Origin of the sequence: Yoonia sp. GPGPB17 (assembly GCF_037892195.1) — a bacterium.
Taxonomy (GTDB): Bacteria; Pseudomonadota; Alphaproteobacteria; order Rhodobacterales; family Rhodobacteraceae; genus Yoonia.
This window is the reverse complement of record NZ_JATACI010000002.1, coordinates 2,336,060-2,358,949: the sequence shown is the minus strand read 5'-3', so window position 1 is coordinate 2,358,949 and position 22,890 is coordinate 2,336,060. Positions and strand designations below refer to the sequence as shown.

The following is a 22,890-nucleotide window of genomic DNA, read 5'->3' as shown; positions in this document are numbered from 1 at the left end:
CTTTTTACGGTGTTGGGCATCCTTGGGGGTTGGGCTTTTTCCTATGGTTAGCCAGTGTCCAGATTGATCGGCAGTATGCCCAATACGGTGTGCTGTTTGACAATGTGACCGGCCTTGATCAATCAGCCGATGTGCTGTTCAACGGGGTCGCTGTGGGCAGTGTGACGGCTATCCGTATTTGGGAAAACGACCCCAGCCAAGCCTATGTGGCATTGGAAATTGACGCGACGACGCCGATAGCTGTCGATACCATCGCGCAGCTGGAATCCCAAGGTGTCACAGGCGTTGCTTATATCGCCTTGTCTGGCGGTGCACCCAGTGCGGCCATGCTGACCCCGGAAACCAATGGTCCGCCGATCATCGCGTCCCGCCAATCGTCGTTCCAGTCGTTGGTCAACAGCGCGCCAGAATTGCTTGAGGACGCCGCGACGATCATCAATCAGCTTGAGGAACTGACTGGCCCGGAAAATCAGAGCCATGTACGCAGTATCCTTGAGAACGTCGATAACGCGACCACGGGTCTTGAGCAGGCGCTCGTGGATTTTTCCGATATCTCCGACACGTTGCGCGCCGCCACAGATCAGGTCACCGGTTTCGTGGAAGGGTTTGAAGGCGTGGGCGACGCGACGCGCGCCACGCTTTCGGCAGCCGACACATCATTTGCGACCATCACCGAGACGTTTGACAACGCCAACGCCGCGATTGAAAATCTGGGTCCGACAATCGACCAGGCGCATGAGGCGATTGCCACCATTAATGCGCTGGTTGCTGAGGATTTCGCACCGCTGGCAGACGATCTGCGCGCGGCATTGGGCAGTGCGGATCAGGCTTTCATCCGCGCCGATGAGGTCATGGCCGCCGATCTTGGCCCAGCCCTGACAGATGCCCGCGCGGCACTTGGTGAGTTGACCGGCACAGTGACAGCACTGACCACAGATGTCCCGGCCATCATGGCCGACCTGCGCGCAGGCGTGACCGAGGCGCGTGCGGCGATTGCTGCCCTCAGCCCCGGGATGCGGGACTATAGTGAACTGGGGGGCGAGGCCCGTGCGGCGGTGCGCGCCCTGAATGACCTGATCCGCCGTCTGGACCAGAACCCGGCAGGGTTCGTTCTGGACAACCGCGTTCCCGAATATCGGAGGTAGCCTCATGGCTCTGACACGACGCATGTTCACACTGGGCATTTTTGCATTGCCGGGATGCACCGCGATCAGCTCGCTCAATGAAGCCGCACAGCCGCGCGACACATTCGCACTGCAACCCATCAATATAGCTGCTGAAGGGCGCCGGTCTGCACGTTCCTTGCTGGTGCTTGAGCCAACGGCCTCGGCCGCGATTGACACGGACCGGATTTTGATCCGGCGCGACCCGTTGTCAGTGACCTATCTGCCCGACGCCCGTTGGGCCGATGGTGCACCCCAGATGCTGCAATCGATACTGGTGCAGTCGCTCGCCGCGACCGGGCGGATCGGTTTTGTGGGTGTGCAAGGCGCGGGGCCGATTCCTGATACCGTGCTTTTGACACGCATTGATGATTTTGGCGTGGACCGCCAGGCAGACGGCCTGTTTGTCGTCCGCATTGCATGTGAGCTGACCCTGTTGCGAGACCGCGATCAGCGCGTCATTGACACGCGCCGGTTTGCCCAGTCCGGGAATGTATCTGATGATGCGGCATCCACAATTGCGCAAGGCTTTCAGACGCAACTTGATGCGCTGTTGTCCGATGCTGTGCCTTGGGTGTTGATGCGCGCGATCTAACTAGTCATGGCGCTGGCCATAGATCCCGCAGCTCTTGCGGCAGACAGGCGCGCACGTCTTCGACCTCGCCGCGTGAGATGCGGGCGTTGATGACGTTGAACACCGCTTTGATGTCGGTGACACCTTGATAGTCGATGACGTCGCCAACCTTCTCATCGACTGCGGCGACAAACTCAGGCGCGTGGCGTTCATGCACGGGCGTGTTCTTGGGCTGCCAACCTTCGTAGAACATGCCCCGCAGGATCAGCGGCAGTTGCGCGGCAAACTGCGCCATTTCATTCACCGGCAGGTGGTCGCGGATCTTGCAAAGGACGGTGCGCAGCAGGCGAAGGACTTCGCGCTCATTCCCCCAACCGGTGCGCCCGGCCAGATCGTTGACCCATTCATGTGCTTCATGGTTCGTGCGTTCAAAGACGTGGATCGTACGTGTCATTGGAACTTCCTTTCATGATGGTGGCTGAAATCCCCTAGCTCATGCGGCGGATGGTGGATTGACCAAAATCAAAAGAGGTCAGCATGGGGCTGTTAACACAAGACGAAGTATACCCATTTTGGAGCAGGATTGATGAAAGACCCCGAACTGGACATCTTGATTGACGAGCTGGAAACCAAACGCGACATGACCATTGCGGATTTTGATGGTGTGACCCATGCGCTCGCCTTCTTGTTGCCCGATCTTGCGTTGCGTTCAACTGACCAGGTGCGTGCGACGGATGAGGCCATCCTGATCGCGGATGAAGCCTATCCCAATTGGTCCATTCATATCCGGGGCCGCGCCAATGATCGTGATGGACATTGGCATTGTACCCTGCGCGAAAATGACAGCCGCGACAGTGATGCCGCCATTGGTATGGGGCGCTCACCTGTGTTGGGGCAGGCCATCCTTGCCGCCGTGATGCGCCTTGCGAAGCTGCAAAAAACCTGAACATGCGCGCCCAGGCCGATATTCTGACAATTACCCTGAATCCGGCAGTGGATCTGGCGACAAATGTTGCCCAGGTCATTGCAGGCCCGAAACTGCGTTGTGGGCCGCCGCGGTTTGATCCTGGTGGTGGCGGCGTGAATGTGGCGCGCACGGTGTGCAAGCTCGGCGGTGTCGCCCGGGCGATTGTTGCTATCGGCGGGGCGATGGGCGAGATGTTGATCGAACTGCTGGCCGCCGAAGATGTCCCCGCTCTGCCTGTTGCGGTCAGCGGTGAGACCCGCCAAAGCTTTGCCGTCACTGACAATAGTAACAGTGCGCAGTTCCGGTTTAGCGTGCCGGGACCAGCGTTGCAGTCAAAGGATGCCTATCAGTTGCTGGCCGCGATTGCGGAACACGCCGCAAAGGACGGGTGGGTGGTGATCAGCGGCAGCGTTGCCCCCGGGCTGCCAGCCGACTTCCAAAGCCAGATCGCGTCGCTGGTTGCCAAAAAAGGCGCGCGGGTGATCATCGACACCTCAAGCCATGCACTGGATCGGCTGATTGCGCATCCGACAACACCTGTGCACCTGCTGCGGGTCGATCAAAGTGAGGCGGCAGAAGCTGCCGGTCGCCCGATGACCACTGTTGCCGATAGCCTGAGCTTTGCCGCTGATCTGGTCGCATGCGGTGTGGCGGAGACTATTGTGACAGGGCGCGGCGCCGAGGGGTCCATTCTTGTATCCAATAAACACAGGTTTTTCTGTCGCCCCCCCGTGATCAAAGCGCATAGCACAATCGGCGCAGGTGATGCGTTTGTTGGGGCGATGACGCTGGCGCTGGCCCGCGGCGATGCGCCTGATCAGGCCTTGCAATGGGGCGTCGCCGCGGCGGGCGCGACCGTGAAGACGGAAGGCACAGCCTTGTGCGAGTTGGCATCCGTGCAGACCTGTTTTGACGCCTGCCGCATTGAGGTGCTTTAGCTCACGTCCTATCGGGTCTGACGACGATGATTTCCATGTTGGATAGGTATGAATAGCAAAGCGGCTTGGCGCCCGTTTGTCTGCCTAAAGAGATCGGCGCGAACGGTCGCCTTGCAGGTTGGCGCAGTTGTTCAACGCGACAATGCGAGCGACCGTTCCACGCCGATACGTTCCAAAAACGTCACATCGTGGCTAACAACAAGGATCGCGCCGTCGTAAGCGATCAGTGCTGCCTCCAGCGTCTCGATGGCTTCAATGTCAAGATGGTTGCTGGGTTCATCCAAAAGCAGGAACTGACGTGGTTGGCTGTGCCCGAGAGTACAGGCTAGCCCCGCGCGCAGACGTTGCCCACCGCTGAGGGCGCTGATCCGTTGATGCGCGTCATCCCCTCGGAAAAGAAATCGGGCCAGCACTGCACGCCGGGCATTCTCGCTCGCTTCCGGGTCGATGCGCGCGAAAGCATCGCGTACGGTTTCCTCTGGATCAAAAAGGCTGAGGTCCTGATCAAGAAGTGCCATGGGAACATGCCGCGTTATGGTGCCGCTCGTTGGTTGCAGATCACCATGAATGCAGGCGAGGAGTGTCGATTTCCCCGACCCGTTCTGGCCCTTGATGGCGATGCGTTCGGGCCCTCGGATTGTCAGGGACACACCTTCAAGTAGTGGCGCCCCATCTTGATACCCAAAACACAGATCATCGACGCGCAGCACATCGCGGCCAGTGACGAGGCCCGAAGGCGGAATGTCGATACTGAGCGGTTGCAAAACCTCGACTGCCTCGCGTGCCGTTTCCAAAGCGTTGCTCGCCATTTCCGCCTGGCGGCTGCGTAGTCGCGCCGCCGCCCCACCTGATCCCTGACTGCGCTCTTTGGCGGCATCAAGAAGCAGTTTCGATTGGCTGCCCGAGGCACGAAGCTGTTTGCCCTGCTGGTCGGTGCGGGCCTTGCGCTCTGCGGCAAGCTGTGCGCGGGTCTGCGCGTCTGTCACAGCCTGTTCGGCCCGCGCCAATTCAGTCTCGGCTGATGCCAGAGCTGCGGCTTTCAACGTGCGGTAGGTGTCGTAGTTGCCGCCGTAGCTGTGGGCGCCGCGTGTTGTGAGTTCTACAATGGCGTCCATTTCGCCTAACAAGGCCCGGTCATGGCTCGCGATGATCACGCATCCGTGCCAGGCGCGAAGCATGTCGATCAGGTGGCGGCGTCCGGCACTGTCGAGGTGATTGGTCGGCTCATCCAGCAACCACGCATCCGGTTTGGAAAATGCGAGCGCCGCAAGACCAGCCCGGGTGCGCTGCCCGCCGGAGAGTGTGCTAATCCGGGTCTCTGGCGGCTGGTCAAGACCCATGCTTGCCAAAGTTGCCTCCAGCCGCGCTTCCAACGTCCAATCGGCATCTGCAAGATCGTCAGCTGTTGCCTCACCTCTCTCGGCACGGCCCAATAGGGCAAGTTGGTCCTTTACGCCAAAAACATCAGCCAATGTGGCATCCATCTGCCGTTCCGGGTTCTGACGCAGGAACCCGACCGAAGATGGTTTTGTGATGGTACCGGACACCGGAACGAGGTCGCCCGCGATGAGACGCAAAAGCGTTGTTTTGCCGGTTCCGTTTCGGCCGACGAGTCCGGTGCGTACCGGCCCAAATGTTAGGCTGAGATCGGTGAAAAGAGGGGCGTTGCCCGGGGTGTGCCAGCTGAGGCTTAAGCAATAACGATGGACGACATATTAGATGCTCGCTGTAAGAAACCGTGTTGGGTTAACTGACGTGTGTGCAATCCATGGTCTTCATCCCGTTTCTCCGATGTGCAACGGAGTTAAGTATAGGTCAGCAAAAGTGCAAGATGCGAAGGCCCGGACCCACGTCGTTGAGCCAAGACCTGCCCCGTTGGCGTCTGTGTCACGCCCGCCCCTACTATCCTTTCTCGGCTTTCGCCACATTCCGCAGCACACTGACAAAGCTGTCCGGTGTGACCGAAATGCTGTCGATCCCGTATCCCACTAGTTTCTGCGCATACCCCGGGTCGTTGCTGGGGGCCTGCCCGCAGAACCCAACCTTGGACCCTGTCTTATGGGCTGCGTTGATCACAGTTTCGATCATCCACAGAACTGAAGGATCATCTTCGCGGAACAGGTCAGCCAGTGCATCTGAGTCCCGGTCGATACCAAGGGTCAGTTGCGTCAGGTCATTGGACCCGATGGAGAAGCCGTCAAAGCGCTCTGCAAATTCGGCGGCGCGTACCACATTGGCCGGGATTTCGCACATGACATAGACCTGCAGGCCGTCCTTGCCCCGTTCCAACCCGTTTTTGGCCATCACAGCCAGAACCTGATCAGCCTCTTGCGGGGTGCGGCAGAAGGGGATCATCATGATGACGTTGTCAAAACCCATCTCACCGCGCAGCCGTGCGATCGCCTGGCATTCAAGGGCGAAACCATCACGGTAATGGTCGGAATAATAGCGCGACGCCCCGCGAAATCCGATCATCGGGTTCTCTTCATGTGGCTCAAAATCGCGCCCGCCCAGAAGCTCGGCATATTCGTTGGTTTTGAAATCGCTCATGCGTACGATCACGGGCTTGGGATAACAAAAGGCCGCAATACGTGACAGGCCGCGCGAGAGCTGGTCGACAAAGTATTCGGGCTTGCTGTCATAGCCTGCTGTCAGGGTTTCGATCTTGTCGCGCGTGTCTTCATCGGTGATGGCATCGAAGTTCAGCAAGGCCATCGGATGCACCTGCACCGCCCCATTCACGACAAATTCCATCCGTGCCAGCCCAACACCATCAACTGGCAAGCGCCACCAGCGCAGCGCGGCCGACGGGTTGGCGAGGTTCAGCATGACTTTGGTTTTGACCTCTGGCAGATCGCCCAGTGTTTCCTCGGCGACGGTGATCTTGGAAATCCCTTCAGTGACCACGCCCTCTTCGCCACCGGCGCAGGATACGGTGACATCCTGCCCATCGTGCAACAGATGCGTGGCATCACCACAGCCAACAACCGCTGGCAGACCCAGTTCCCGGCTGACGATGGCCGCGTGCGACGTGCGCCCGCCGTGGTCCGTGACGATGGCGGCGGCTCGTTTCATGATCGGCACCCAATCTGGATCGGTCGTGGAGGTAACCAGAACGGACCCGTCCACAAATTTGGCGATATCTGCAGCACTTTCGATCATGCAGACGCGCCCGGCGATAGCCGCGTTGCCAACGCTCAGCCCGGACACCAGCGTGTCGCCAGCATCGGTGACCGCGTAAGATTTGATTGATCCGACATCCGCGCGCGATTGCACGGTCTCGGGCCGTGCTTGCACGATGTACAATGTGCCGGTCTTACCATCGCGCGCCCATTCCATATCCATCGGGCAGCCGTAGTGGTCTTCGATCACTTTGGCGTGCCGCGCGAGGGTCAGAATCTCTGCGTCATTTAGCACGAACTGCCCACGTTCCGCCTTGGAGGTTGGCACATTGCGGGGTGTGCCATCACGGTCGTGGATCATCTTGATCTTCTTTGCGCCCAAAGCCTTCTCAAGGATCGGCGTCTTGGTTTCATCATCCAGAAACGGCTTGAACACCTGATACTCGTCTGGGTCCACAGCACCCTGCACCACGTTTTCGCCCAAGCCCCATGCGGCATTGATCAGCACAGCATCGGGAAAGCCTGACTCCGTATCAATCGAGAACATCACCCCAGACCCGCCGGTATCGGCACGGACCATCTGTTGGACACCCACAGAGAGGGCGACCTGCGTGTGCGAAAACCCTTGAATCTGACGATAGGAGATCGCCCGGTCGGTAAACAGCGAGGCATAGCATTTACGGCAGGCCTCTAGCACGGCGGCTTCTCCGATCACGTTCAGGAACGTTTCCTGTTGCCCGGCGAAGCTGGCGTCAGGCAAATCCTCGGCCGTTGCGCTGGACCGCACGGCGACGGGGATATCCGCTTCGCCCGCCGCATCTGACAGGGCGCGGTATGCCGTAAGGATGGCGTCGCGCATCTCGTCGGGCCATTCGCCACCCAGGATCAGTTCGCGGATGGCTTTCCCCGCCTTTTGCAGCGTGGCCCGGCCTGCCGCTAGCGCATCCAGCATCTTGGCGATCTGAGCATCCAGATCATTGGCTGTCAGATAGGTCCGAAACGCATCTGCTGTGGTTGCAAAGCCCGGCGGTACCAGAATGCCCTTTGGTTCCAAAGCGTGAATCATTTCACCCAGTGACGCGTTCTTACCGCCAACGGTGTCCACGTCGCCACGGCGCAGCGTGGCAAAGTTCAGAACAAGGGGTGCAGCTTTGGTCATCAGGCGTCCTCTCACATCGCGTTTGACGTGATACTGCCTGCGTGTGCTTCCGACCGACTGACATAGGTCAATTGGTGGCCGATGCTTTGATGCACAGTTCTGCGATCCATCACCATTGCAGGAGGCACAGGCATGAATACCGACAAACACAAGAAACAGATTGAAGACCGGATCGCTGAGCTGACGACGCAGATGCAAAAGATATCGGATGATCTTGACCAGCCGTTACCAGCGCATCTTGAAGATCAGGCGATTGATTTGGAAGATGATGAGGTGCTTGAACGATTGGGACAGGCCAACCAGCAAGAGGTACGTTTGCTGAATGCCGCACTGAAACGGATCGCGGATGGCAGTTACGGAGTATGTGCCAAATGCGGCGATGACATCTCGGATGCGCGTCTTGCGGCCGTGCCTTACGCGATGATCTGTCGCAACTGTGCCGCTGCGGCTTGATCTTGATCAATGTTGGGGCGCAGATCCTAATATATTTTAAAAATAAAATATATTATTGAAGGAGCACGCGATGACTTATCCCGTTGATATGACTGTAAAACCCCACGTCTCTGCCTTTTTCGATGAGGCGACAAACACGATCAGCTATGTCGTATCAGAGCCCGACGGTGACCATTGCGCCATCATTGATAGCGTTTTGGACATCGACTATGCTGCTGGTCGTATCACCTATGACAGCGCGGATGCACTGATTGCCGAGGTGGAACGCCGCGATCTGAAACTGGATTGGATCATTGAAACCCATGTTCACGCTGATCACCTGAGCGCGGCCCCCTATATTCAGGAAAAGCTGGGCGGCAAGATTGGTGTCGGCGATAAGATCACCGTAGTGCAGGACACCTTCGGCAAGGTCTTTAACGCCGAGCACAGAATTCCAGCGCGACGGGTCGCAATTTGATGCGCTGTTCAAAGAGGGCGACACATACACCATCGGCGGGATGCAAGGCTTTGCCATCGCCACCCCCGGCCATACACCCGCCTGCATGGTGCATGTGATTGGTGACGCCTGCTTTGTGGGTGACACGCTCTTTATGCCAGATGGCGGGTCAGCCCGCGCTGACTTCCCCGGCGGTGATGCTGGTACGCTCTACGACAGCATTCAAAAGGTCCTGGCCCTGCCAGATGATATGCGTCTTTTCATGTGTCACGATTACGGGCCCAATGGTCGGGATATCAAATGGGAAACTACCGTGGGCGAAGAAAAAGCCCATAACATTCATGTGGGTGGTGATAAAACGCGTGAGGAATTCATCAAATTCCGTACCGAACGCGATGCGACGCTGGATATGCCCAAGCTGATCATCCCATCCCTTGCAGGTGAACATGCGGGCGGGCGAAGTGCCCAAGGATGACGACGGCAATGAGATGCTCAAAGTCCCTTTGAACGTTCTATAAAAAGAGCCCGGATGCCGAAGATCGCCATCGTCTATTATTCAAAGTCCGGCCATTCTCAGTTGATCGCCGAACGTCTTTCCACAGCGCTGGGCGCGGATGTTTTTGCGCTGCACACCCCGCGCTACGGCACGCCTTTCTTTGGGTATTTCCGGGCCGGAATAGACAGCTTGCGCCGCACGCGCCCGCCGCTTGCGCATCCTTTGCCTGATATTGGTGGGTTTGACGTGGCCGTGCTTTGTGGGCCGATCTGGACCTCATATCCGGCAGCCCCGTTGATCAGCTACATGAGGCAGGCGCGAAACCTGCCCCCAGTGCTGGGCCTGATGTTGACATGCGGTGACCATTCCCCGCCGGAAAAAGCGTTTGCCATGGCAGAGGTGGAACTGGGGCGGGGTTTTCAGGGTAAGGCGGCGATTGGGAACAGCATCGAAAACGAACCCAAGGCGCAGGACGGATCGATGATTTCTTAAAGAGATTGCTGCAGGGGCTTGACCCAGAATGAACCGGGGCAAGCCAAGTTGCTAGACCGGTGTGTTCTTGGTTTCGTCATTGCTGGTTGGCAGCATATCCATGCTCATCTTCAGCAATTTTCCCGTCTCTTCGGTGTATTGGGCATAGGCCTTTTCCAAAAACGCGACTTGCGTTTTCTGCACCTCTTCCGTGGTCTTGCAGTGCAGCAACGCATGCTGCGTTTTGACATCTTCGCGAATACGGTCAGCGACAAAGCTGATCACCTCGCCGTTCATATCCGCCATTTTTTCAAACCACGCAGCACCCAGCCAACGCATCGGGCCAAGTCCTGCATCTTCGATCTGCTTCATCAAGTCCTGACCCATTGCGACAGGGTCAGTGCTTGCCGTGGTGTCCGCCTTTGATTTCGCCATCGTCTGTCTCCTGATCTGAGCGATTTTTGGATTTTATCCGGGGTAGCAAAGACAGGATTGATCTGTATCAACGCCGCTCAAATGGCAGCAGGTTGGACTGTATTATGCCCCGCCCCGTAAGATGCGTAAACGTGTCGAGAGGATCATGCACCGAAGGAAAACCGATGACATTTGAACACGGGCATACACCGCAAGATATCGCCGCGCGACTGGATGCAAACACTGACAGTACGCGATTGCGGGATGCGATCTTTGGCGGGATTGATGGGACCGTCACGACCTTTGCGATTGTTGCTTAAGCGTGCAGGGTGCGGGTTTGCCCGCGGGCGTTGTCGTGGCTTTAGGGTTGGCCAATGTGTTGGCGGATGGGTTTTCGATGGCGGCTGGCAATTACTCCGGGACCAAAGCTGTGGCTGATGATCGACGCAGATTGTTACAGGTCGAAGAACGCCACATCCGCGAGAACCGCCAAGGGGAACTGGACGAGCTGAAACAGATTCTGGCTCGAAAGGGGCTGCGTGGACGGGTGCTGAAAGATGCGACTGCGATGATCAGCGAAAACAAAGAGCAATGGGTCAATCTGATGATGGCCGAAGAATACGGGTTGCCAACGGTCGAGGCACGCCCGATGCGGGCCGCTGTTGTCATTTTTGTAGCCTTCGTGGCAGCGGGCCTCTTGCCCCTGCTGCCTTATCTGATTGGCCTTGATCCGGCGTTTTCGTGGTCCATTGGCATTGCTGCCTGCACATTCTTTGGCATTGGCGCGATCAAGGCGCGCTGGTCACTTGCCCATTGGCTGCGCTCAGGGACTGAGACACTGGTGATCGGCGGTGCGGCCGCGACCTTGGCCTTTGCGGTGGGGCGGCTTTTTCATCCTTAAAGATTTAGACCACCATAACATCGCTTAAATGCGCTGGCAGATCATTGAGCGGCAGATGGGTCAGGTCTTTGGCGATATCCGCGCGCAACGCATGTTTCAGCGGGCCAGTCAGTCTTTGGCGCAAGATCCCCAGCATCGCGGGTGCGGCACAAAGGACAAGGCGCTGAAACTGACCGCTCTGCAGGGCATGATCCAGATGCGTGACGATTCTTTCGGCAAAAGCGGCGGCGGCCTGAGCTTTGAGGTCGGGCTCATTGATCCCGCCACGGTTGGGTCCGACGGGGGCATTCATAACGCCCGGCGCATCCGATAGTTCTGTCACTGCGGGCGCTGCTAGGCCATCGTTTGGAACCCCGTAAATACCCTTACCGGGGCCTTCATTGGCAGCGATGCGTATGGTTTGGGCATCGGCCAATACAATCCAGGTCTTGATCGGTTTCATTGCTCTGTTCCTTCGTGTTCTGAGCAAGCTATTGATTGGCGGCGGGCGGCAGTTGATTTTTCTCAATGATCAGCGGCACAGTCGTGGGATGAACAGTGCGGCAGCGAAGTGGAAGAGCAATGATTGATCATGAACGCGACGCACTTTTGTTGTATGCGCTATTGGACGCGATACCCGATGCGGTACTGATCAGTGACGCGCGCGGGATAATCACGCGGGCCAACCCCGCTGTCGGCAAGCTTTTCGGCCATGACCCAGCCACGCTGATCGGACAGAGCGTGAATATGCTGATGCCCCTGTCGCTGGCAGATCGCCATGACGGTTTCATGCAAAATTACCTTGAGACCGGAAAGGCACGGATCATTGGACACGGGCGCGTCGTCGAAGGGCTGCGCTGGAATGGAAGCGCCTTTCCACTACATTTGTCAGTCGGCAAAGCCGAACATGATGGGGAAACGCAATTCGTTGCAGTTTTGCAGGACCTTACCGAGCGCTTCGCCGCTGAAGATGCCCTAGCGCGGTCGGCACGGGTTGATGCCATTGGGCAGATGACTGGCGGGATTAGCCATGATTTTAGCAACATCCTGACTGTTATTATCGGCAATCTGGAACTGTTGCAGGCGCGATTGAGCGGCCGAGAAGATCAGGCAATGGTGGCCGACGCGCTCGAGGCTGCTGCACTGGGTTCAGAATTGACGGAAGGGCTGGGTGCCTTTGCACGCAAGTCGGGCATCCACAGCGACCCGGTTGATGTGAACGCCGCCTGCGATGCGGCGATGACCCTGATCAAACGCACCTTTGACCCGAAGTATGATATCACTTTTGAACTCATGGACCCGCTCCCGGTGGTGCTGGCGGACACCACACAATTGCAATCGGCGTTGATCAACATTGCCCTCAATGCGCGGGATGCGATGCCCGATGGGGGCAAGCTGATTGTGCGTAGCGAGATGGTCAGCATCGATGACACCTACATTGCGCAAGAGCTTCACGTGACCGAGGGCGACTATGTGCGCATTTCTGTCACCGATACCGGGCGGGGCATGGGGCCAGACACCCAGCAACAAGTGTTCGAACCCTATTTTACCACAAAGCCGGTCGGCAAAGGCAGCGGCCTTGGGTTGGCCATGGTCTATGGCTTTGTGCGCCAGTGTGGCGGGCACGTCACGATTTACAGTGAGGTCGGACACGGCACGACAATCGCGCTTTACTTCCCGATTATTGACGGGCCAACCAACGCGGACCACAAACCCTTTGAAACCCCTGCGCACCACAAGGCGCAGGGCCAGACACTGCTGGTAGTCGAAGACAATCCACATGTGCGCAAACTGACCACTGCACGGCTTAGAGATATGGGATATCAAGTGCGCGAGGCCGCATCAGGTGATGTCGCGGCCGAGATATTGCGTCAGGAACAAGGGATTGATGCCGTGTTCACGGATCTTGTGATGCCGGGCGAACTGGACGGGCTGGCGCTGGCCCGGCATGTTGTCGCAACATACCCGACGATGCGCATCTTGCTGACCTCGGGCTATGCGGAGGATATCCTGCGCCGTCAAACCGACGACATCCAACATCAGATCTTGCGCAAACCCTACCGTCAGTCTGATCTGGCCAAGGCGCTGTCTGCACTCTTTGAAACCACCGGGGCGTCGCAGGATCTGACATCACAGGTGAAGGAGTAGCCAATCCCGCGTATGGTCGAAATCACGCGCGGGCGCGCGGGGTTGCGCTCGATCTTTTTGCGTAACCGGGCGATTTGGTTGTCAATGGTCCGGTCCATTGGTGCATAGCTATGTCCGCCGGTCAAATCCATCAATTGTTCACGCGATAGAACCCGCTTGGGGCGTTTGAGAAACACCTCAAGCAGCTTAAACTCGCCACTGGTCAGATCGATAAGGTGTCCTTCCCGATCCGCAAGTATCAACTCATCCGGAACGGCCCGCATCTCGTCAAATTCCCAGCAGTTGCTTTTGGGGGTAGATGTGGGATGCACCTCGCCACGCACGCGGCGTAAGACGGTTTTGACACGCGCGACAACTTCACGCAGATGGAACGGCTTGGTGATGTAGTCATCTGCTCCGATTTCGAGCCCGACAACCCGATCGATGACATCGTCTTTGGCCGTGACCATAATGATAGGGACAGCTGATATTTTGCGGATCGCCTGGGCGACGTTCAACCCATCATCTGCGCCAAGACTGAGATCAAGCGTCATCAGATCAAATGAGCTCGAAGTGATTGCGGCCAAAGTTGTTTTTTTGTCGCTGGCTTCAAGCACGGTTGCGCCTTCACCCTCAAAGCAGCGGCGCAGCAGGTTTCGTATCTTGGGGTCGTCGTCAACGACCAGAATAACAGCGTTTTTCATGAGGCGCCCCAGTCCCGTTTTCACGGACATTACCTAAGGGTTCGATCATTCCAATCCTAACCGATTTCCGATTTTGATACAAATTGATACAAATCGATACCGTCGGGCCAGTGCGCGCGATACAACCAAACCACAGCTTCTTTTGAACGCCATGAAAGGAAGCTGCAATGTATGTCACCGACCCAGGGCAAGATGACGACCTTCATGCGAAACCAACGCGCCCTTCGATTGTCCGCAACAGGACAATCAAGATCAGGCCGGGCAAGCACCTTTTTTTAGAGGGCGATTCCGCTGATCGCATCTATGAGGTTGCTAGCGGCGTTTTGCGTCTGACCCGTATGATGGAAGACGGCCGCCGCCAAGTGATAGCCTTTGGGTATCCGGGGGATACGGTAGGCTTTCCCAGTGATGGGCTTTACCATACGGATTGTGATGCGCTGGTCGAGGCGACGTTGATTGTCCATCAGCGCAGCCAACTGGAATCGCCCAAGGGTGACCATGAATTGCATCAGCGCCTCTTGCGCGCCGCTTTGCGCGAAATCAGCGCGATGCAGGATCATTTTATGATGCTCGGGCGCAAGTCATCCGTTGAAAAACTGGCCTCATTCCTACTGGTGCTCACCGCGCGCGTCGGCGAACCACTGGGTGAGTTCGATCAGGTCACGCTGCCCATGACCCGTGCTGACATCGCTGATTTTCTGGGGCTGACGACCGAAACGGTCAGCCGCACCTTCACCCAGTTACGCAAGTCCCAGATCATCGCCATTGATCACGTCAACACCGTGATCATCCTCAAACCGACCGCATTGCGCTGCATTGCGCAAGGTGACGACAACAACTAGTTCCGTTCACCCCCTAACTTGCCGAGGCCGTTGTTTTTACTGCAACGCCTCGGTGGTTTTTTGTCAGATTAGACAGGTATCACGCTAGCCATCGGTGTCGTGACCTGTTCATTGACCTAGGCAACGCTGAGGGTCCGGGCATAGCGATCCACCTGGTCCCAAATCCGTCAGTCATCAATCGGCGTTTGCATATCCAACTCAACCGCCGGATCGGGATCCGTGATCCATAGCGATAGCAGACCGGCCGTCATCGCACCCACGCCCAGCAAAACCAGCGTATAGTTCACAACCCAGCCCACAAAGGAAATGAAGTTAAGGATCGCAACGACGCAGATAGCCACAAGGATCGTCGCCAGTTTCATCAGTAAGGACGGGTCTTCATTGCCATCAAAGGCCAGCAGTATCCGCCGTGCTACACCGTATGCTGCAAGCAAATAGCCCAGTGTCCATGCCACGATAATCAGCAGTAAGGCGAAGGGGACAAAGGGAATGCCGATGATGGTCAGCCCCGTCACCGGCACCATGCCAAACAGTGCCGACAGTCCGATCACCCCCAACAGAAAGGTCTGCAACGGCTGGCGGGTCACCCGGCGGCGCATCTTTTCCACACGGTTCGGGACCAGTGTCAGGAACACCGCGGCAAGAAGCAGCAGAAAGATCGTCGAAATCACGAAGGCCGAGAAAAGTGACAGCCAAACCGGCAACATCGGCATGTCGACCATGTCCCAACTGCGATCAAATTCGCGGTACATCTCACGGGTGTTCCAGTCTTCGAGGGTGATCCGCTCTGCCGGGATGACACGGGCCGGGACGGATTGGTCGTCGGGAGCGGTCAGTGTCAGGTTGCTTAAGCGATGCTGGCATTTGGCCCGAATGTCATCTGTTTAGCGGCGATCCAGGCATCGCCAGACACCGGTGCATTCAGATGCACCGAGCCGCCAAAGGCCGAGACAGCGCCATTGATCGGGCCGTCAATGATTAACGAGCGACCAAAGAACCGCAGATTGCCGCTGACAATCGCATCAGCCGTGCTGCGCACACTGAAACCGGCGGCGGTTACGTCTTCGCCCACCGGAGCGTCAATCGTGACCGAACTGCCTGCTGCATACACATCACCACCTGTCTGTGTGCTGACATCGACGTCATAGCCGCAGCGGCATGGGTGTCGCCGCTTGTCGTGCCGGTGGTGCTGACAACGCTGCCAGCGGCAAACACGTCACCAGTGGCCGACAGCGTTTGGGTCACTGTGTCGCCCGCCAGATAGGTGTCTCCGCCATGGGTGCGGCTAACCTGATCCGCCGCAGTTGGACCAGATGACAGCGTGAGGATCGTTAATATCGAAATCAGAAAATGTCGCATGGATCGTCTCCTTACAAAATCGGATTTTCTGGCCCTTGGTAGTGCAGCCCGGCGCTGGCCCGATTGAGCAATATCAAAGCCGCCCGCCTGGCTCTGGGCTAAAATCTCCTGACGCATCTGGCGTTGCCAAAAGGAGAATTGATATGCAAACAAACCTCCCCCCAACCCGGCCCAAAGGCCACGAGCCGCAACCCTTTTTTGAGCAACTTCAACACGAGATGGAGCGACTGCTTGATCGGTTTCGCGGCTATCCGCCGCTTGCGGGTCAGGGATCATTCGGCGCGTTTGGTACAGGGCTGAACCCCGCTGTCGATGTGGCTGAAACGGCCGAGGCTGTCGAAATTACCGCGGAAATCCCCGGCGTCAGTTCAGAGGATATCGATGTTTCGCTCAATGGTGATGTGCTGGTGATCAAAGGCGAAAAATCTGATGAGCGCGTCGAAGAGAACAAAAACTATCATATGCATGAACGCAGCTATGGTAGCTTCTGTCGGCAGATCCCGCTGAGGTTCACGCCTGCGGAAGATGCCATTGAAGGGCATTTCTCAGACGGCGTGTTGCGCTTGTCCATTCCCAAACCGGCAGAAGCAAAAGCCGCCACTCGCAAGATCGAGATCAAGACTAAATAGGACGGCGGTACCCGGTCTGTCCGGGTGCGGCACACTGAGTTAAAGGAAGTCTTATGTCACTGCGTACCATTCTTGTCTGCCTGACCAACACCGCATCAGCCGACGATCTACTGCGTGCCGCGACGGTTCTGGCGCGGCGCGACAATGCCCATGTTATCGGGCTTTATGTCGCGGAATCGCTGATGGTCTACCCTAGTATCGCGATGCATATCCCTGACGTGAACTTTGAACGCCTGGTGGCCAGCCAGAAGGCACATGCAAATGAGGTCAAGACGATCTTTGATGCGCGAACAATCCATGAAGAGTTCCCGAGCGAATGGCGCAAAGTCAGCAGCGATACCGGGTTTTCCTCTGATAGTATCGTGGCTTCCGCGCGCGGGGCTGATCTTGTTGTCATGGCGCAAGAGGACGATGACGATGATCGCATGCTGCTTAACAACCTGCAAGAACGGGTCATTAAGGAATGCGGTCGCCCAGTGCTCATGATCCCGCGTGACTACACGGCTGAAAAGCTAGGTGAAAAGGTGCTGCTGGGGTGGAGCGAAACCCGCGAAGCGACCCGCGCGGTTCATGACATGCTGGATGTCGCCAGCCCCGCCGCTGAAATCCGCATCCTGCATGTTGGTGCGCCGCCCGGTAATGCGCTGGCCGACTATGCTGCCAATGATCTGGCCGCAGCTCTTGCTCGCCATGGCCCCAATGTCGAAATTGTGCACCGCGAACCGGATGGCGGAAAGATACCCGATGTTCTTTTGCAGGATGCCTTTGAGGTCGGTGCTGATATGCTGGTCACCGGGGCCTTTGGACATTCGCGCGCCTATGATTTCGTCATCGGCGCCGCCACGCGGGGGCTTTTGAGCGAGGCCAAGCTGCCGGTCCTGTTTTCCAAGTGATGTCTTGGGGCTCTGGCCCTAAAATACCCCGATCCATTGTGATAGGAACAGCGCCGCGAGCAAAGCGATGATTGGGATGACCACGGCGACCATAAAGATCGGGCCATACGCCTCTTTGTGGGTCAGGCTTAACAATGCCAAGCAGCGTGACGACGGCACCGTTATGCGGCAATGCGTCCAACCCGCCCGTCGCAAGCGCAACAATCCGGTGTAGTGCTGCGGGATCCACACCTTCTGCCAATGCGGCCTCTAGATAGCGGGGTCCCAAGGTATCCAAGGCGATCGACATCCCGCCCGAGGCAGATCCCGTCAACCCAGCCAAAAGGCTCGCCTGTACTGCCAACCCTGTGAGCATACTGCCAGCCATATCCGCCGTCAGGTCCGTAACGATGCCAAAGGCTGGTAAGCCCGCCACAACCGCCCCAAATCCAACAAGGGCCGCCGTGTTGAATAGTGGTAAAAGCGCGGCTTGCGCCCCTTGGTTTAGGGTCTCGCGTGGTTGGTCCAGACGGGTCCAAGTGAAAACCAATAACACCACAATGGCGCCAGTCAGCGCACCAATTAATGCCCATAGCCCGATCACCTGCGAAGGCGTTGCATCGCCCCATTCAGATGACGCCAGATAACCCAGATCCAGCCGGGGCAACACGATCTGAGCCAGACACCAGTTTGCCACAAAGACCGTAAGGATGGGTAAAGTAGCGCACCACAGTGGGGGCAAGGGCGGGTCATGCGCCACGCTGCCATCGGCCAACTGTGCCGCCAAATCAGGGTTAACCACCCGTGCCTTGTGTCCAAGATAGGTCAATCCTCCCACAAGCATGATGGCTCCGGCTATCAGCCCCAATCCGGGGGCGGCAAAGACCGTTGTGCCAAAGTAGGGCATCGGTATCGCGTTCTGGATTGCGGGCGATCCGGGCAGCGCGCTCATCGTGAAGGTAAAAGCACCCAGCGCGATTGCTGCAGGGATCAGTCGATGCGCGATGCCCGCCGCGGAAAACAGCGCGGTTGCCAAAGGGTAGACGGCGAACGCCACCACAAACAGCGATACCCCGCCATAGGTCAGCGCGGCACAAGACAAGACGACCGCAGATATAGCGCGCCCGGTTCCCAGACGATCGACAATGGCGCGGGCCAGTGCCATGGCGGCTCCTGTGTCCTCCATCAGTTTGCCAAAGACGGCCCCCAATAGGAACAAGGGCAGGAAGGAGACCACAAATCCCCCCGCCGCGGGCATAAAGCGTTGTGTTAGCGTCGCAAACAGCGGGTCAGCGGCCATACCCGCAGCAAGAAGTGCCATAGCTGGCGCTGCCAAAAGAACCGGCCAGCCGCGATAGACAATCCAGATTAACAGCCCAAGCGGGGCTATGAGCGTAAGTAAAATTGACACGTCGGAGATACCCCGTCAAAGACGGGCCACCCTTAGCATCCCACATCAGTGCAGTAATTGCGGCTTATCAACGCGATAGGCCTTCATTTCGCACATCAGCCCATATTGGCAGATGATCAGAGGCGCGCTTGGCCAAACGGCCTTGTTCCACACCTGCATCGGTCAGGTGCAGTCCTTGGGACAGAGCCACCCGGTCCAGTGCGGCCACCGGGCGCCGCGCATGAAAACTGCGCCCCGGAGCATAAAGGGTGTAAGCCTCCTCAAGCGGCTCAAACCCGCGGCGCGTGGCCCATTCGTTCATATCACCGATGATAATGTTGTTTTCAGACGACCCGAGCCGGGACAAAATCGTGTCCAGTTGGTTGCGTCGCGAACTGCGTAAAAGCCCCAAATGCACCCCGACGATGGTCGGACCATGTTCCAGTTCAACCGAAACTGCACCGCGCGGCTCTGCGCCGGGCAAGTCAAACAGGTTCGTTTCGGCCACGGCCGTACCGCGCCGCACCAAGACAGCATTGCCATGCCAGCCAATGCTGACCGTGTTGGTGGCCAGCGGAACGACGTCAAAATCGGTTGCCCTTGCAATGAGATCACGGGGCAAGGCCGCAGGCCGGTCGCCCAATCGTCGGTCTGCTTCTTGCAATGCGATGATATCCGCATCCAATCCGTTGATGACATCTACGATACGGCCCGGATCACGCTTCCCGTCAAGGCCACGTGCCTTGCGGATGTTATAGCTGGCAATCCGGCCGGGCCGGTCCTTGAATGGTTGGGGCATGACTGACATATAGGTAAGGAACGCCTTAGATTACAGGGGTTGCTCTCATGATCTCGCATCTGCGCCAGCAAGGTATCCTTGTGCACGGTATTTGGGCACTCCTTTTCCTTTCGGCCATCGCCGCCGCATTCGAGGGGCGCTGGTCGCTGACTTTTGTGGCGCTTGCGACGCTTGCGCTGGCTCTAGCGCCACTGTTTCTGGCCAGCCGTTTGGACATCACCCTGCCACTGCCCTTTGTCGTCGCCATGACGATTTTTATGGTGGCCTCGGTTTTCATGGGCGAGGCCTTTGATTTTTATGAACGTGTCTGGTGGTGGGATATCGCCTTGCACGGATCATCGGCCATCGGGTTTGGCCTGTTGGGCTTTGTCTTTGTGCTGATGATGTTCGAGGGTGACCGTTTTGCGGCCCCGCCGTGGGCCATGTGCGTGATGGCATTTGGACTTGCGGTCACTGTCGGCACCTGTTGGGAGATTTTCGAATTCGCAATGGACCAGTGGTTTGGCCTCAATATGCAAAAATCGGGATTGATGGATACGATGGGCGACCTGATTGTCGATGTTATCGGCGCGGCCTTTGCCAGCTGGCTGGGTTATGTATACCTCCGGGCTAAGGATCGGTCTTTCTGGACTTGGCCGATTGACCGGTTTGTCGCACTGAACAAACGGCTGTTTCGCAAGCACCGCTAGGTCGTGCTTGCCGCGCGGAGGACCTTACGAATATAGGTGTTCGCAGATCGGAAATGGGACGGACCAGATGCCTCAGCAAATCGGCCAAGGGTCCATTTACCCGTCCATGCGTGCGCAGCTGCTTTATAGAGATCACCTTCGTCATGTTCCGCGATAAAGGCCCGCAGAGTGTCGCATGCCACATCAAACTCTGATCGCAGATTGTCCCAATCCATCGCATTCCCCTTGGCATAAAGGGGTGCGTTGTATTCCTTTAGCTGGTTCCACTTGTAACCCTTAGCAGGGACGTGGACCTCGCGACCTGCGACCCCATCTTCATACCATTGGTGGAACATACTCATCCAATGCGTGCGGTGCGCGACAACCCCTTTGATCGTCGTGCCATCATCAGGCGCTGACAAAGAGGCATGTTCTTCATCAACGCCATCAAGCGTTTTTCGCAGCTTGGCAAGATCCTTATCAAAGGTCGCAAGTAGTTCGGGTTTGTTTGTTGCAGCGGGCATGGTTGGATCGTATCGCAATCTCATCAACCGGATTTTGATTTGTGTCAATCATATTGCGGGTATATACCAGTATTATGGTAGAGGCCTGCATCTGTACAGCATTGCGCCAGGCGGCGGCCCAGAGCACATCGCATTATGATGCGATGCTTGCCCCCGCTGGTGTCAAGGTCACCATGTTTCGGCTGCTGCGGCGCATCAATGACGCGACAAACCTGTCCATCTCTGCATTAGCCGCGGATGTGGGACTGGACCGCAGTACATTGGGACGCAACCTGCGTGTTCTAGAAAGGCAATCCCTCATAAAAATGAGCGTGGGAGAGGATGGACGCAAGCGTATGATTTCATTGACCGATATGGGCCGGGTCACACTGGTGGCGGCAGAGCCGCTTTGGCGGAGGGCGCAAGCTGATTATGCCCAGATGATTGGCGCAGACACGATGGCGCTTTTGGAACGCCTTGCCGCCCATGAAGTAGGGCGCCAGATATGACAGCCCAGACAACCAGCAAATGGCATGGTGCCAGCGTCGCACTTATCTGCGGGTCTTTGATCCTGCTTATCTCGCTGGGTGTTCGCCATACTTTCGGACTGTTCCTGCAACCTGTCAGCATGGATCAGGGCTGGGGGCGCGAGACCTTTGCATTTGCGATTGCGCTGCAAAATCTGGTCTGGGGCGCCAGTCAGCCCTTCACCGGCATGCTGGCTGACCGGTTTGGGGCGAAGCCTGTCATCACCATTGGGGCAGTCCTTTATGGTCTTGGGCTTTGGATGATGAGTGTGGTTGCAGGCGAGGGCCTGTTCATTCTTGGTGCAGGCGTTCTGATTGGGTTGGGGCTGTCGGGCACGACATTTCCGGTTATCTTCGCGGCGATCAGCCGTCTGGTCGCGCCAGCGCAACGCTCGCTCGCGATGGGAATCACCATGTCCGTCGGTTCTTTCGGGCAATTTGCCTTGCTACCCATCTCGCTTGGCTTGATTGTGGGATTAGAGTGGCAAGGGGCGCTGATCACCTTTTCCGTTCTTGCTCTTGCGATGTTTCCTCTGGCCTTCGGGATTAGGAACGCACCTGCGCCCATCGCCAGTGCCGATGAAGACGTGACCTTTGCGCAGGCCCTGCGCGATGCTTTTGCAGAACGCGACTTCTGGCTTTTGTCTCTGGGTTTTTTTGCATGCGGATTTCAGGTGGTCTTTATCGCCGTTCATCTGCCCGCATACCTCGCGGATGAGGGTGTCGGCAGTGGCGTCGCTACGATTGTTCTGGCCCTGATCGGTTTGGTCAATATCGCTGGCACCTATTTTGCGGGCCTTTGGGGTGGCAGGCACCGTAAGCCGATGCTGCTTTCATGGATCTATTTGGGTCGCGCCCTTGCGATTGCAGCCTTTGTACTCTTGCCCGTCACGGCCGGTTCCGCCTATGTGTTTGGTGCGGTCATGGGGCTGTTTTGGTTGTCTACCGTGCCTTTGACCAACGGTACTGTTGCTGCGGTCTTTGGTGTCAAACACATGTCCATGCTGGGTGGCATTGTCTTTTTTGCGCATCAGCTGGGGTCATTCGCGGGTGGCTGGCTTGGCGGCTGGCTCTATGATCACACGGGTAGCTATGACATGGCCTGGGGCATTGCGATTGGTCTGAGCATTCTGGCGGCCATATTGAATTGGCCAATCACCGAGCGCACCCTGTCCGAAAGGAGGGCGACGGCATGAGCAATCATCCTGCGATCTATTGGCTTGCAGGCGCAACCGGGCTGGTCGTGCTGTCGGGTATTTTCGTGCTTTATCAAAACCCGTTGTTAGAGGTCTACCTGTCCAGCTGGACATTATGCTGATCCATCCTGGTCGCTCCTCTTCCATCCGGACAAGCCAGCGCGTGCGATGTGGGTGGGGGCGAACTCCCATTCCGGGGCA

Annotated in this window: 28 protein-coding genes and 2 pseudogenes; 17 read left to right on the top strand and 13 right to left on the bottom strand. The window is 57.4% G+C overall.

What is annotated here, in order from left to right:
* The first annotated feature begins 29 nt into the window (after positions 1-29).
* Together QTO30_RS12700 and QTO30_RS12695 are read left to right on the top strand one after the other, a co-directional pair.
* Positions 30-1,145: an MlaD family protein gene (locus QTO30_RS12700; protein ID WP_340424468.1), complete on the top strand. Its 1,116-nt coding sequence runs from the start codon at positions 30-32 to the stop codon at positions 1,143-1,145.
* A gap of 4 nt (positions 1,146-1,149) precedes the next feature.
* Positions 1,150-1,758: an ABC-type transport auxiliary lipoprotein family protein gene (locus tag QTO30_RS12695; RefSeq protein ID WP_340424467.1), complete on the top strand. Its 609-nt coding sequence runs from the start codon at positions 1,150-1,152 to the stop codon at positions 1,756-1,758.
* Positions 1,759-1,762: 4 nt separating this feature from the next.
* Here the strand turns inward: QTO30_RS12695 and QTO30_RS12690 are convergent, their stop codons facing one another.
* Positions 1,763-2,191: a DUF2267 domain-containing protein gene (locus QTO30_RS12690; RefSeq protein ID WP_340424466.1), complete on the bottom strand. Its 429-nt coding sequence runs from the start codon at positions 2,189-2,191 to the stop codon at positions 1,763-1,765.
* A 132-nt stretch (positions 2,192-2,323) separates the two neighbouring features.
* Between QTO30_RS12690 and QTO30_RS12685 the strand changes: the two genes are divergently transcribed.
* Positions 2,324-2,683 carry a hypothetical protein gene (locus QTO30_RS12685; RefSeq protein WP_340424465.1) on the top strand — a complete coding sequence of 120 codons (360 nt, stop codon included), beginning with the start codon at positions 2,324-2,326 and terminating at the stop codon, positions 2,681-2,683.
* Between the two features lie 2 nt (positions 2,684-2,685).
* Positions 2,686-3,642 (top strand): 1-phosphofructokinase family hexose kinase, encoded by a 957-nt coding sequence (locus QTO30_RS12680; protein WP_340424464.1) that lies wholly within the window; start codon positions 2,686-2,688, stop codon positions 3,640-3,642.
* A 131-nt stretch (positions 3,643-3,773) separates the two neighbouring features.
* Here the strand turns inward: QTO30_RS12680 and QTO30_RS12675 are convergent, their stop codons facing one another.
* The 3 genes and pseudogenes from QTO30_RS12675 to ppsA all read right to left on the bottom strand — a co-directional run bounded on the left by QTO30_RS12675 (position 3,774) and on the right by ppsA (position 7,923).
* The gene (locus tag QTO30_RS12675; RefSeq protein WP_340425929.1) at positions 3,774-4,451 is read right to left on the bottom strand and encodes an ATP-binding cassette domain-containing protein; all 678 of its coding nucleotides are present in this window, start codon (positions 4,449-4,451) and stop codon (positions 3,774-3,776) included.
* A gap of 417 nt (positions 4,452-4,868) precedes the next feature.
* Positions 4,869-5,252 (bottom strand): annotated as a pseudogene (locus QTO30_RS12670) (ATP-binding cassette domain-containing protein); the annotation flags it as partial.
* Positions 5,253-5,544: 292 nt separating this feature from the next.
* A complete protein-coding gene (gene ppsA, locus QTO30_RS12665; RefSeq protein ID WP_340424463.1) occupies positions 5,545-7,923 on the bottom strand; it encodes a phosphoenolpyruvate synthase in 2,379 nt (792 codons plus the stop codon).
* 132 nt (positions 7,924-8,055) lie between these two features.
* On the opposite strand from ppsA, the gene QTO30_RS12660 reads away from it, so the two are divergent.
* The 3 genes and pseudogenes from QTO30_RS12660 (at position 8,056) to QTO30_RS12650 (ending at position 9,800) form a co-directional block, all read left to right on the top strand.
* Positions 8,056-8,376, top strand: a complete 321-nt coding sequence (locus QTO30_RS12660) for a TraR/DksA family transcriptional regulator (RefSeq protein ID WP_340424462.1) — start codon at positions 8,056-8,058, stop codon at positions 8,374-8,376.
* A 70-nt stretch (positions 8,377-8,446) separates the two neighbouring features.
* Positions 8,447-9,330: pseudogene (locus tag QTO30_RS12655) on the top strand (MBL fold metallo-hydrolase).
* Between the two features lie 11 nt (positions 9,331-9,341).
* The gene (locus tag QTO30_RS12650) at positions 9,342-9,800 is read left to right on the top strand and encodes a hypothetical protein (RefSeq protein ID WP_340424461.1); all 459 of its coding nucleotides are present in this window, start codon (positions 9,342-9,344) and stop codon (positions 9,798-9,800) included.
* A gap of 51 nt (positions 9,801-9,851) precedes the next feature.
* Here the strand turns inward: QTO30_RS12650 and QTO30_RS12645 are convergent, their stop codons facing one another.
* Entirely contained in the window at positions 9,852-10,214 is a 363-nt protein-coding gene (locus QTO30_RS12645) for a phasin family protein (RefSeq protein ID WP_340424460.1), read from the bottom strand.
* Positions 10,215-10,378: 164 nt separating this feature from the next.
* On the opposite strand from QTO30_RS12645, the gene QTO30_RS12640 reads away from it, so the two are divergent.
* On the top strand, positions 10,379-10,513 hold the full coding sequence (locus QTO30_RS12640; protein WP_340424459.1) for a hypothetical protein: 135 nt from the start codon (positions 10,379-10,381) through the stop codon (positions 10,511-10,513).
* 17 nt (positions 10,514-10,530) lie between these two features.
* Positions 10,531-11,094 carry a VIT1/CCC1 transporter family protein gene (locus tag QTO30_RS12635; RefSeq protein WP_340424458.1) on the top strand — a complete coding sequence of 188 codons (564 nt, stop codon included), beginning with the start codon at positions 10,531-10,533 and terminating at the stop codon, positions 11,092-11,094.
* A 4-nt stretch (positions 11,095-11,098) separates the two neighbouring features.
* Here the strand turns inward: QTO30_RS12635 and QTO30_RS12630 are convergent, their stop codons facing one another.
* Positions 11,099-11,536, bottom strand: coding sequence for a host attachment protein (locus QTO30_RS12630; RefSeq protein ID WP_340424457.1), 438 nt, complete (start codon positions 11,534-11,536; stop codon positions 11,099-11,101).
* A 119-nt stretch (positions 11,537-11,655) separates the two neighbouring features.
* Between QTO30_RS12630 and QTO30_RS12625 the strand changes: the two genes are divergently transcribed.
* Positions 11,656-13,221, top strand: a complete 1,566-nt coding sequence (locus tag QTO30_RS12625; protein ID WP_340424456.1) for an ATP-binding protein — start codon at positions 11,656-11,658, stop codon at positions 13,219-13,221.
* On the opposite strand, the gene QTO30_RS12620 is transcribed toward QTO30_RS12625, so the two are convergent.
* Positions 13,137-13,904: a response regulator gene (locus QTO30_RS12620; protein ID WP_340424455.1), complete on the bottom strand. Its 768-nt coding sequence runs from the start codon at positions 13,902-13,904 to the stop codon at positions 13,137-13,139. The two genes, QTO30_RS12625 and QTO30_RS12620, sit on opposite strands and share 85 nt — an antisense overlap.
* 167 nt (positions 13,905-14,071) lie before the next feature.
* On the opposite strand from QTO30_RS12620, the gene QTO30_RS12615 reads away from it, so the two are divergent.
* Positions 14,072-14,746: a helix-turn-helix domain-containing protein gene (locus tag QTO30_RS12615; RefSeq protein ID WP_340424454.1), complete on the top strand. Its 675-nt coding sequence runs from the start codon at positions 14,072-14,074 to the stop codon at positions 14,744-14,746.
* A gap of 167 nt (positions 14,747-14,913) precedes the next feature.
* Here the strand turns inward: QTO30_RS12615 and QTO30_RS12610 are convergent, their stop codons facing one another.
* The 3 genes from QTO30_RS12610 to QTO30_RS12600 all read right to left on the bottom strand — a co-directional run bounded on the left by QTO30_RS12610 (position 14,914) and on the right by QTO30_RS12600 (position 16,105).
* The gene (locus QTO30_RS12610) at positions 14,914-15,498 is read right to left on the bottom strand and encodes a hypothetical protein (RefSeq protein ID WP_340424453.1); all 585 of its coding nucleotides are present in this window, start codon (positions 15,496-15,498) and stop codon (positions 14,914-14,916) included.
* Between the two features lie 95 nt (positions 15,499-15,593).
* On the bottom strand, positions 15,594-15,818 hold the full coding sequence (locus QTO30_RS12605) for a hypothetical protein (protein WP_340424452.1): 225 nt from the start codon (positions 15,816-15,818) through the stop codon (positions 15,594-15,596).
* Complete coding sequence (locus QTO30_RS12600) at positions 15,803-16,105, bottom strand: hypothetical protein (protein WP_340424451.1); 303 nt, start codon at positions 16,103-16,105, stop codon at positions 15,803-15,805. The genes QTO30_RS12605 and QTO30_RS12600 overlap by 16 nt, the downstream gene beginning before the upstream one ends.
* Positions 16,106-16,248: 143 nt before the next feature.
* Between QTO30_RS12600 and QTO30_RS12595 the strand changes: the two genes are divergently transcribed.
* The gene (locus QTO30_RS12595; RefSeq protein WP_340424450.1) at positions 16,249-16,734 is read left to right on the top strand and encodes an Hsp20/alpha crystallin family protein; all 486 of its coding nucleotides are present in this window, start codon (positions 16,249-16,251) and stop codon (positions 16,732-16,734) included.
* Between the two features lie 53 nt (positions 16,735-16,787).
* Positions 16,788-17,627 (top strand): universal stress protein, encoded by an 840-nt coding sequence (locus QTO30_RS12590; protein WP_340424449.1) that lies wholly within the window; start codon positions 16,788-16,790, stop codon positions 17,625-17,627.
* On the opposite strand, the gene QTO30_RS12585 is transcribed toward QTO30_RS12590, so the two are convergent.
* A complete protein-coding gene (locus tag QTO30_RS12585) occupies positions 17,563-19,017 on the bottom strand; it encodes a GntP family permease (RefSeq protein WP_340424448.1) in 1,455 nt (484 codons plus the stop codon). The genes QTO30_RS12590 and QTO30_RS12585 overlap by 65 nt on opposite strands.
* 67 nt (positions 19,018-19,084) lie before the next feature.
* Complete coding sequence (locus tag QTO30_RS12580) at positions 19,085-19,804, bottom strand: endonuclease/exonuclease/phosphatase family protein (RefSeq protein ID WP_340424447.1); 720 nt, start codon at positions 19,802-19,804, stop codon at positions 19,085-19,087.
* 38 nt (positions 19,805-19,842) lie between these two features.
* Here QTO30_RS12580 and QTO30_RS12575 point away from each other — a divergent pair, with 38 nt between their 5' ends.
* Positions 19,843-20,484: a hypothetical protein gene (locus QTO30_RS12575; RefSeq protein WP_340424446.1), complete on the top strand. Its 642-nt coding sequence runs from the start codon at positions 19,843-19,845 to the stop codon at positions 20,482-20,484.
* Here the strand turns inward: QTO30_RS12575 and QTO30_RS12570 are convergent.
* Positions 20,481-20,987 carry a ClbS/DfsB family four-helix bundle protein gene (locus QTO30_RS12570; protein ID WP_340424445.1) on the bottom strand — a complete coding sequence of 169 codons (507 nt, stop codon included), beginning with the start codon at positions 20,985-20,987 and terminating at the stop codon, positions 20,481-20,483. The two genes, QTO30_RS12575 and QTO30_RS12570, sit on opposite strands and share 4 nt — an antisense overlap.
* A 41-nt stretch (positions 20,988-21,028) precedes the next feature.
* On the opposite strand from QTO30_RS12570, the gene QTO30_RS12565 reads away from it, so the two are divergent.
* Genes QTO30_RS12565 through QTO30_RS12555 form a run of 3 tightly spaced genes read left to right on the top strand, consistent with a single transcriptional unit; the run spans position 21,029 to position 22,811 of the window.
* Positions 21,029-21,475 (top strand): MarR family winged helix-turn-helix transcriptional regulator, encoded by a 447-nt coding sequence (locus tag QTO30_RS12565; RefSeq protein WP_340424444.1) that lies wholly within the window; start codon positions 21,029-21,031, stop codon positions 21,473-21,475.
* Positions 21,472-22,689 carry an MFS transporter gene (locus QTO30_RS12560; protein ID WP_340424443.1) on the top strand — a complete coding sequence of 406 codons (1,218 nt, stop codon included), beginning with the start codon at positions 21,472-21,474 and terminating at the stop codon, positions 22,687-22,689. The genes QTO30_RS12565 and QTO30_RS12560 overlap by 4 nt, the downstream gene beginning before the upstream one ends.
* A complete protein-coding gene (locus tag QTO30_RS12555) occupies positions 22,686-22,811 on the top strand; it encodes a hypothetical protein (protein WP_340424442.1) in 126 nt (41 codons plus the stop codon). The genes QTO30_RS12560 and QTO30_RS12555 overlap by 4 nt, the downstream gene beginning before the upstream one ends.
* Positions 22,812-22,890: the final 79 nt, after the last annotated feature.